The sequence below is a fragment of the Enterobacter cloacae complex sp. GF14B genome, from assembly GCF_004136805.1.
Classification (GTDB): domain Bacteria; phylum Pseudomonadota; class Gammaproteobacteria; order Enterobacterales; family Enterobacteriaceae; genus Enterobacter; species Enterobacter hormaechei_C.
This window is the reverse complement of sequence record NZ_QFRV01000058.1, coordinates 22,364-31,348: the sequence shown is the minus strand read 5'-3', so window position 1 is coordinate 31,348 and position 8,985 is coordinate 22,364. Positions and strand designations below refer to the sequence as shown.

Annotated in this window: 8 protein-coding genes; 5 read left to right on the top strand and 3 right to left on the bottom strand. The window is 55.1% G+C overall.

All coding sequences use genetic code 11. The features are described 5' to 3' along the window. Positions 1–613, bottom strand: a 613-nt coding sequence (locus DD606_RS17550) for an MFS transporter (RefSeq protein ID WP_139158323.1), incomplete at its 3' end; no start/stop codon positions are given. A gap of 109 nt (positions 614–722) precedes the next feature. Between DD606_RS17550 and DD606_RS17545 the strand changes: the two genes are divergently transcribed. Next, entirely contained in the window at positions 723–1,661 is a 939-nt protein-coding gene (locus tag DD606_RS17545; RefSeq protein ID WP_086598422.1) for a LysR family transcriptional regulator, read from the top strand. A gap of 40 nt (positions 1,662–1,701) precedes the next feature. On the opposite strand, the gene rne is transcribed toward DD606_RS17545, so the two are convergent. Further along, a complete protein-coding gene (rne, locus tag DD606_RS17540; protein ID WP_109948528.1) occupies positions 1,702–4,818 on the bottom strand; it encodes a ribonuclease E in 3,117 nt (1,038 codons plus the stop codon). 570 nt (positions 4,819–5,388) lie between these two features. Between rne and rluC the strand changes: the two genes are divergently transcribed. After that, positions 5,389–6,336, top strand: a complete 948-nt coding sequence (gene rluC / locus DD606_RS17530) for a 23S rRNA pseudouridine(955/2504/2580) synthase RluC (protein WP_003857970.1) — start codon at positions 5,389–5,391, stop codon at positions 6,334–6,336. Positions 6,337–6,431: 95 nt separating this feature from the next. On the opposite strand, the gene DD606_RS17525 is transcribed toward rluC, so the two are convergent. Next, positions 6,432–7,016: a nucleoside triphosphate pyrophosphatase gene (locus tag DD606_RS17525; protein WP_032628189.1), complete on the bottom strand. Its 585-nt coding sequence runs from the start codon at positions 7,014–7,016 to the stop codon at positions 6,432–6,434. 140 nt (positions 7,017–7,156) lie between these two features. On the opposite strand from DD606_RS17525, the gene yceD reads away from it, so the two are divergent. From yceD to plsX, 3 genes are all read left to right on the top strand, one after another. Then, the gene (gene yceD, locus DD606_RS17520; protein ID WP_003857966.1) at positions 7,157–7,678 is read left to right on the top strand and encodes a 23S rRNA accumulation protein YceD; all 522 of its coding nucleotides are present in this window, start codon (positions 7,157–7,159) and stop codon (positions 7,676–7,678) included. A 16-nt stretch (positions 7,679–7,694) separates the two neighbouring features. Beyond that, the gene (gene rpmF, locus DD606_RS17515) at positions 7,695–7,868 is read left to right on the top strand and encodes a 50S ribosomal protein L32 (protein ID WP_003857964.1); all 174 of its coding nucleotides are present in this window, start codon (positions 7,695–7,697) and stop codon (positions 7,866–7,868) included. Positions 7,869–7,949: 81 nt separating this feature from the next. Then, positions 7,950–8,984, top strand: coding sequence for a phosphate acyltransferase PlsX (gene plsX / locus DD606_RS17510; RefSeq protein ID WP_003857962.1), 1,035 nt, complete (start codon positions 7,950–7,952; stop codon positions 8,982–8,984). The last annotated feature ends 1 nt before the right edge of the window (position 8,985 follow it).

The window sequence follows — 8,985 nt, the reverse complement described above, 5'->3', positions numbered from 1 at the left end:
CCATGGAGCGCATCAGCGCCGGGTAGCTCAGCGTGGAGTGAACGGCGAAGCGGGGAAGCACGGCCCACATGACCACGCCGACAAAGGCAATACTTGCGGCGGCCAGCTGATACATCACCCGCCAGCCAAAGGCCTCACCCACCACGCCGCTCACGGTTCTGGAGAGCAAAATCCCCAGCAGCAGGCCGGTCATCACCGTGCCGACCGTTTTTCCCTGTTTGCCTTCCGGCGCGAGGATCGCTGCGGCCGGGACAATATCCTGCGCCATGGTGGCGGCCATGCCAATCAGCAGGCTGGTGAGCAGCAGGGAGTGCAGTTGTCCGGTCAGGCTACAACCCAGCAGGAACAGCGCCAGAGCCGCACTTTTTATCAGGATCAGCGTTCTGCGATCATGACGATCGCCGAGCGGGAGCAGAAACAAAATACCTAAGGCATAACCCGCCTGGGTAAGCGTCGGGACCATGCCCATGCCTTCGATGCTCAGGTTCAGGTCTGAGCCCATCAGCGGCAGCAGAGGCTGGGCATAATAGATGGATGCCACGCTAAAGCCCGCACCGAGCGCCAGCATTAAGATTACCCAGCGGCTTACGGCCCGGGTGGTAGTTGTGTTCATAAGATGTTCCTCATTCGTCGTGTGCGGCTATTTTTTATCAGTACGCCTTGCGACGGTAGCGGGCGCGGTGGTAAAACGCTTATACGTGTAGCGTATGGATAGAAATGGTATGAAAAGGCCTGAGCGTATAGATCGGGTAGAACTGATGCGAACGTTTGTTCGCATTGTGGAGGCGGGGTCTCTTTCTGCGGCAGCACGTCAGCTGGCAACAACCCAGGCCACGGTGAGCCGACGGTTGCAGTCGCTTGAGACCATGCTGGGAGTACGCCTGATGCTGCGCACAACCCATACGACCCGGCTGACCGATGACGGCGAACGCTGCTATCAGCATGCCCGACGGGTGATTGACAGCTGGCTGGCGCTGGAAGACGAGGTAGGGCAGACGGAAGATGAACCGGTTGGGGTGCTGAGGGTGCGCGCCCCGCACGCGTTTGGCCAGGATCAGCTTCTGAAACCGTTAACCGAATTTTTGCAGCGCTATCCCCAGCTTTCTGTAGAGTGGATGCTCAACGATCGCTCGGTTGATTTCCTCGGCGACAACCTTGACTGTGCTATTCGGGTGGGTGTGGAAGTCGATCCGGCAACCGTGTCCGTGCTGCTGGCTGAAGTGCCGCGCTCGGTGGTGGCTTCACCGGAATTACTGGCCCGTTATCCCGCGGTTAAAACGCCGGAAGATTTGCAACAGCTTCCCTGGATTGCCATCAGCTCTTTTTATCAACGCCATGTGGAGCTTTTCCACGATGCATCATCTGCCCCGACGCGGGTTACCATTACGCCACGCCTGAGTACCGACAGCCTGTATGTGGCGCGCAATACGGCACTCACCGGGCTAGGCGTTGCGGTGGTATCCAGCTGGACAGTACAGGATGATATTCAGGAAGGACGACTGGTGCATCTACTGCCAGAGTGGCAGCCGGCAGCGCTACCGGTACATCTGGTTTACCCCTGGTCTCGTTATTATCCGGCGCGCTTGCGGCGTTTTCTGGAGCTGATGCGGCAGATAATGCCGGAGGTCACCGGAATGAGAAAGCCCCTGCAACAGCCATAAAAAAGCCGACCCGAAGGTCGGCTTTCAGTATTAGCGTGCGTTATTCAACAGGCTGAGGACGAGTAGCTGGCGCAGTAGCCATGTGCGTTGCACTGTGACCACCGGCAGCACCTTTGCCTTCGAAGTTGAATGCCGGACGAACCCAGTCGCTATGGCGTGGCGCTTCAGGCACATACTCAGGTGCCGGGGCGCGAGTCATCGGCGCGGTAGCAACGTGAGCAGGCGCTACAGCTGCAACGACCTCAATCGGCTCTGATTTCACTTCAGGCGCTTTGACCTCTTCGACAACAGGTTCAACCTGAATCTCGACGTCCTGAACAACCTCTTCAGTCACCGTTTCGACGGTAACGTCTGCGGGCTCTTCTGCTGCGGAGACTGGCTGAGCGTCTTCCGCGACTTCTTCAGCTACCACGGTATCTTCTTCGGCAATGATCTGCGGAGCGGCATCAACCGGCGCAGCAATGACTTCAGGATGGGTCGTTTCCACTTCCACAGCCTGCGGTGCCGCCGTGTCAACAACCTGCGGTTCAACCACGGTTGCCGCTTCAGTCACGACGTCTTCCACCGCTGCTATCGGTGCAATCACCTCTTCGGTCACAGCCTGTTCTTCAACAGCCTGTTCCGGGCGAGCAACCGGATAACGGATCCAGACTTTACCGGATGCCATCTCAGGTGACGCGCACGCCACGGTCAATGGCATTGGCGACTGAGTTGGGTAACGCTCGTCACGGTAACGACGACGACGCTGACCGCTCACGCGCAGATGACGCGGAGAACGACGGGAGCGACGCGGCATACCTGCGTTGTCACGGTTTTCGCTGCTTTCGTCCTGCTCAACCTGATTTTCTACTACGGCTGGCAGGTCAACTTTCGCAACCTGTGTACCCGTTGTGCTTTCTGCTGCTTCAACCGCGATAACGTCGTTTTCTTCCGCCTGAACAGCACCCACACGCACTTTCTGGGTCAACTGACGCTGCTTACGACGCGGCATAACCTGAGTACGCTCTTCCTGCTCCGTGTCCTGCTGTTCAACAGGCGCTTCGCGGTTCAGGTTTTTGACTTCCTGCTGGGCCTGGCGTTTCTCGTCGTTACGACGACGGTTACGCTCGCGGCGAGGTTGCTGCTCGTCACGCTGTTTGCTCTTCTCGGACTCATCGCCCGCCTGCTGGCGAATCTCACGATCTTCAACGTTCTGCTGTTGCTTCTCGCGACGGTTGCGACGGTTGTCCTCGCGTTGTTCACGACCTTCGTTGTTCTCGGAACGATTATCACGGCGCTCGTTACGATCGCTACGGTCGTTGCGGTCATTACGATCGCGACGATTGTTCTGACGCTTACGACGGTCCTGCTGACGCTCTGGTTTCGTTTCTTTTGGCGCTTCTTTCGGCTGCTCAGGCTGAACTTCTTCGCCAGCAAACATTTTTTTCAGCGCGCCGAAGATGCGGCTCAGGAGACCCGGCTGCTCAGGCTGCGCTTTTGGCACGGCAGGGGACGCCTTTTGCACGGCAGGTTTTGCCGCTGGTTTTTCCAGCGTAGCTTCCGGCGGGGCTTCCGGCATGATGAAGGTTGCTAATGCAGGCTGCTCAGGCAGTTTACGCTCGGCAGGCTCTTCATCCGATGGCAGCGCCATTTCTTCTTCATGCAGCTTCGGCAGCAGGTAGCTGAGGGTGCTTGTCTCTTCACCTTTACGCACGCGCAGCACGTGATAGTGCGGGGTCTGCATCTCGTCGTTTGGCACGATGATGCAGCGAACGCCGCCCTGACGCGCTTCGATTGCGCTCACCGCTGCACGTTTTTCGTTCAGCAGGTAGGAGGCAATCGGCACCGGAACAATGGCGTGAACCTCTTTGGTGTTCTCTTTCAGCGCTTCTTCTTCAATCAGACGCAGAATAGAGAGGGAGAGCGATTCATTGTCACGCACGGTACCTGTCCCGGAACAGCGCGGGCAGACGTGATGGCTGGACTCGCCGAGTGACGGGCTCAGACGCTGACGGGACATTTCCAGCAGGCCGAAGCGCGAGATATGGCTAATCTGGATACGCGCGCGATCCTGGCGCACCGCTTCACGCAGACGGTTTTCAACCGCACGCTGGTGGCGAACCGGGGTCATGTCGATGAAGTCGATAACAATCAGACCACCCAGGTCGCGCAGGCGGAGCTGGCGGGCGATTTCATCAGCGGCTTCTAGGTTGGTGTTGAAGGCGGTCTCTTCGATGTCGCCGCCGCGGGTTGCACGCGCGGAGTTGATGTCGATAGCGGTCAGCGCTTCGGTGGTATCGATAACGATAGAACCGCCGGACGGCAGACGCACTTCACGCTGGAAGGCAGACTCGATCTGGGATTCAATCTGATAGTGGCTGAACAGCGGGATTTCACCGGTGTACAGTTTAATTTTGCTGGTGAAATCCGGGCGACCCAGCGCGGCGATGTGCTGGCGAGCCAGCTCAAGCACTTTCGGGTTATCAATCAGAATTTCACCGATGTCCTGACGCAGATAATCACGGAAGGCACGCACAATGACGTTGCTTTCCTGGTGGATCAGGAACGGAGCAGGACGGCTTTCAGCCGCTTTCTTGATGGCTTCCCAGTGCTTCAGACGGAAGCTCAGGTCCCACTGCAATGCTTCGGCAGATTTGCCGACGCCTGCGGTGCGCACGATAAGGCCCATGCCGTCTGGCAGCTCAAGACTTGCCAGCGCTTCTTTCAGCTCTGTACGGTCATCACCTTCGATACGGCGAGAGATGCCACCCGCACGCGGGTTGTTTGGCATCAACACCAGATAGCTTCCTGCCAGACTGATAAAGGTGGTCAGTGCGGCACCTTTGTTGCCACGCTCTTCTTTATCGATCTGGACGATAACTTCCTGACCTTCACGCAGAACATCTTTAATGTTCGGACGGCCATGGGAGTTGTAATTTGCAGGAAAATATTCGCGGGCGATTTCTTTGAGAGGAAGGAAACCGTGACGCTCAGCACCGTAATCGACAAATGCAGCTTCAAGGCTTGGTTCAATGCGGGTGATTTTGCCTTTGTAAATGTTCGCTTTTTTCTGTTCGTGTCCAGGACTTTCGATATCCAGATCGTACAGGCGCTGCCCATCCACAAGGGCGACACGCAACTCTTCTTGCTGAGTTGCGTTGATTAACATTCTTTTCATCGTAACTTACTCGTTATTCTTACATTGACGACAAAGCTGCGGGCAAGGTGACGCTTTCCGGGGTATGAACCGATGGCCTCGTGTCTATTCACGTCGCCAACCTCACGGTTGTCGCTCGCTTAAGAGGCGCAGAGTGTCGGTTGCCTGTGTTTCATACGGAAACACAGCGCAATTATCAGGGGAATTGCCTGGGAAAACTCTCCAGAGAACAATCCTTATACCGGGAAGTACTGCAACCCGCAGCCCGCTAACTGCCTGAAAGATCAATACGTCTTACGCCATTGCTGCGTGGATGATCGGTCAGACAAAATTGGTCATTCCGTCGACATCCTTACAAAACCCGGATTTAACGCGGAAAACGGATTCATTATTCCACTGCTCGCCGGGTTATAGCAAGATGACTTTTACCAATTATCACCCGGTTACTCACAGTTTCTTCACTTCAACGGGGTGATTGGTTTAATAACCACCAAATCGATTGCGCGAAAGGGGAGCGGTCCGGATAAAAGTAAATATAAGCATAGAAAAATGAGTGGCGCTAATGCCTGACGCTATTTAGAATCGCCAACCATGAAAACAGAGACTCCAGCCGTAAAAATGGTTGCCATCGCCGACGACGAGGCGGGGCAACGTATCGATAATTTTTTGCGCACCCAGCTGAAGGGTGTGCCAAAAAGCATGATTTATCGCATCTTGCGTAAGGGCGAGGTGCGGGTGAACAAAAAACGCGTGAAGCCAGAGTATAAGCTCGAGGCGGGCGATGAAGTCCGCATTCCACCGGTACGTGTTGCAGAGCGTGAAGAAGAGGTCGTTTCTCCGAAGCTGCAAAAAGTCGCGGCCCTGAGCGACGTTATCCTTTATGAGGACGACCACATTCTGGTGCTGAATAAACCGTCCGGAACGGCGGTACACGGGGGGAGCGGCCTGAGCTTCGGCGTGATTGAAGGGTTACGCGCGCTGCGCCCGGAAGCGCGTTTCCTCGAACTGGTTCACCGTCTTGACCGTGATACCTCTGGCGTGCTGCTAGTGGCGAAAAAACGTTCTGCGCTGCGTTCACTGCATGAACAGCTGCGCGAAAAAGGGATGCAGAAAGATTATCTGGCGCTGGTGCGCGGCCAGTGGCAGTCCCACGTGAAAGTGGTGCAGGCGCCGCTGCTGAAAAATATTCTGCAAAGCGGCGAGCGCATTGTTCGTGTTAATCAGGAAGGGAAACCGTCTGAGACGCGCTTTAAAGTTGAAGAGCGCTACGAATTCGCCACGCTGGTGCGCTGTAGTCCGGTGACGGGGCGTACTCACCAGATTCGCGTCCATACCCAGTTTGCGGGCCATCCGATTGCGTTTGATGACCGCTATGGCGATCGCGAATTTGATAAGCAGCTGGCGGGGACGGGGCTATCGCGTCTGTTCCTGCATGCGGCAGCGCTGAAGTTCACCCATCCTAATACCGGTGAAGTTATCCGTATTGAAGCGCCGCTGGATGAGCAGCTCAAACGCTGTCTGAAAGTTCTGCGCGGCTGATTTTGTGCCGGGTAGCGCTGCGCTTACCCGGCCTACATGTTTTTCTCCCTCTCCCACAGGGAGAGGGCCGGGGTGGGGGCATCAGGCCGCAACGGTCACATCGTCAGCGGATTACACTCTTCTCGCCTTAACATCTGGCACAGCGCAATCAGCGGCAACCCCACCAGCGTATTGGGATCGCGGCCATCGAGCTTGTCGAACAACGCAATCCCTAGTCCTTCACTTTTAAAGCTCCCTGCACAGTTCAGCGGACGTTCCCGACGCACATAATCCATAATCTCCTGTTCGCTAAGATGACGGAAGTGCACATCAAACGGCTCGCACTCGGTTTGCAGATGACCGGAAGCAGAATTATAAAGCGCCAGGCCGGTATAAAAGGTCACGATACTGCCTCTCGCACGCAAAAGCTGCTGGCAGGCGATTTCTTCCGTATACGGTTTGCCGGTGATTTCGCCGTCCAGCACACAAACCTGATCGGAGCCTATAATCAGATGAGCGGGGTAACGTACGGCCAGCGACTGTGCTTTCTCTTTCGCGAGACGGGTCACCAGATGACGCGGTGACTCGCCCGGCTGTGGCGTTTCATCCACCTCCGGCGCAGCGCATTCAAACGGGATCCCGAGCTTTTCCAGCAGCATTCGGCGATAAGGTGAAGTGGAAGCAAGGACGAGATTTGGCATATTTTTATCACCAGATATAGCGTATCGATGCCAGCCATTTTAAACTACAGGCCGCAATGTGTGCGAATAATTGGCAAAAGGCAGCTCTGGTTGCCTTTTTCTTTGACTCTATGACGTTACAAAGTTAATATGCGCGCCCTATGCAAAAGGTAAAATTACCCCTGACTCTTGATCCGGTTCGTACGGCTCAAAAACGCCTCGATTACGAAGGAATCTATTCTTCCGATCAGGCTGAGCGTATTGCCGAATCTGTAGTCAGTGTGGACAGTGATGTAGAATGCTCCATGTCGTTCGCTATCGACAACCAGCGTCTCGCCGTGTTAACCGGTGATGCAAAGGTGACGGTAACGCTCGAATGTCAGCGTTGCGGGAAACCGTTTGTACAGCATGTTCACACAACGTATTGTTTTAGTCCGGTTCGTTCTGACGAACAGGCTGAAGCACTCCCGGAAGCGTACGAGCCGATTGAGGTTAACGAATTCGGTGAAATCGATCTTCTGGCGCTGGTTGAAGATGAAGTCATCCTCTCCCTGCCAGTCGTTCCGGTGCATGATTCTGAACACTGTGAAGTGTCCGAGGCGGACATGGTCTTTGGGGAACTGCCTGATGAAGCGCAAAAACCAAACCCATTTGCCGTATTAGCCAGCTTAAAGCGTAAGTAATTGAGGAGTAAGGTCCATGGCCGTACAACAAAATAAACCAACCCGTTCCAAACGTGGCATGCGTCGTTCCCATGACGCGCTGACCGCAGTTACCAGCCTGTCTGTAGACAAGACTTCTGGTGAGAAACACCTGCGTCACCACATCACCGCTGACGGTTTCTACCGCGGCCGCAAGGTTATCACTAAGTAATCACGCGTCAGCGTGATTAGGCTTAGTGAGGAACTTCCCCGTGCAAACGGGGAGTTTACCGAACCAGGCTGCGACGATACCTTGACACGTCTAACCCTGGCGTTAGATGTCATGGGGGGAGATTTTGGCCCTACCGTGACAGTGCCTGCAGCATTGCAGGCACTGAATTCTAATTCGCAACTCACACTTCTTTTAGTCGGTAATCCCGACACAATCACGCCATTACTTGCAAAAGCTGACTTTGAACAACGTTCGCGTCTGCAGATTATTCCTGCGCAGTCAGTTATTGCCAGTGATGCCCGGCCATCGCAGGCTATTCGTAATAGCCGCGGCAGCTCTATGCGAATGGCGCTGGAGCTGGTGAAAGAAGGGCGAGCACAGGCTTGCGTCAGCGCGGGAAATACTGGCGCGCTGATGGGGCTGTCGAAATTATTGCTCAAGCCGATTGAGGGCATTGAGCGTCCGGCGCTGGTGACGGTGTTACCGCATCAGCAGAAGGGCAAAACGGTGGTGCTGGATCTGGGCGCTAACGTGGATTGTGATAGTACAATGCTGGCTCAGTTTGCCGTTATGGGGTCGGTGCTGGCAGAAGACGTGCTCGGGATTAACAATCCCCGCGTTGCGTTATTGAATATTGGTGAAGAAGAGACCAAAGGTCTGGACAGTATCCGCGACGCTGCGGAAATACTCAAACAGGTCCCCTCCATCAACTATATTGGTTATCTCGAAGCCAATGAGTTGCTGACGGGCAAAACGGATGTATTAGTGTGTGATGGCTTCACCGGAAACGTGACGTTGAAGACCATGGAAGGGGTCGTACGAATGTTCCTTTCTCTGCTGAAATCGCAGGGAGACGGTAAAAAAAGGTCCTGGTGGCTGATTATATTAAAGCGTTGGTTACAAAAAAGCCTGACGCGGCGATTCAGTCACCTCAACCCCGACCAGTATAATGGCGCCTGTCTGTTAGGATTGCGCGGCATCGTGATTAAGAGTCATGGCGCCGCCAATCAGCGAGCATTTACCGTCGCGATTGAACAGGCAGTGCAGGCGGTGCAGCGTCAAGTCCCTCAGAGGATTGCCGCTCGCCTGGGATCTGTATTAGCTAAAAGTGACTGAG

Bases quoted from the DNA above. Each gene is read 5' to 3' on its own strand.
- DD606_RS17525 (WP_032628189.1), bottom strand. From the start codon at position 7,016: ATGCCAAATCTCGTCCTTGCTTCCACTTCACCTTATCGCCGAATGCTG.
- rpmF (WP_003857964.1), top strand. From the start codon at position 7,695: ATGGCCGTACAACAAAATAAACCAACCCGTTCCAAACGTGGCATGCGT.
- DD606_RS17545 (WP_086598422.1), top strand. From the start codon at position 723: ATGAAAAGGCCTGAGCGTATAGATCGGGTAGAACTGATGCGAACGTTT.
- yceD (WP_003857966.1), top strand. From the start codon at position 7,157: ATGCAAAAGGTAAAATTACCCCTGACTCTTGATCCGGTTCGTACGGCT.
- rluC (WP_003857970.1), top strand. From the start codon at position 5,389: ATGAAAACAGAGACTCCAGCCGTAAAAATGGTTGCCATCGCCGACGAC.
- rne (WP_109948528.1), bottom strand. From the start codon at position 4,818: ATGAAAAGAATGTTAATCAACGCAACTCAGCAAGAAGAGTTGCGTGTC.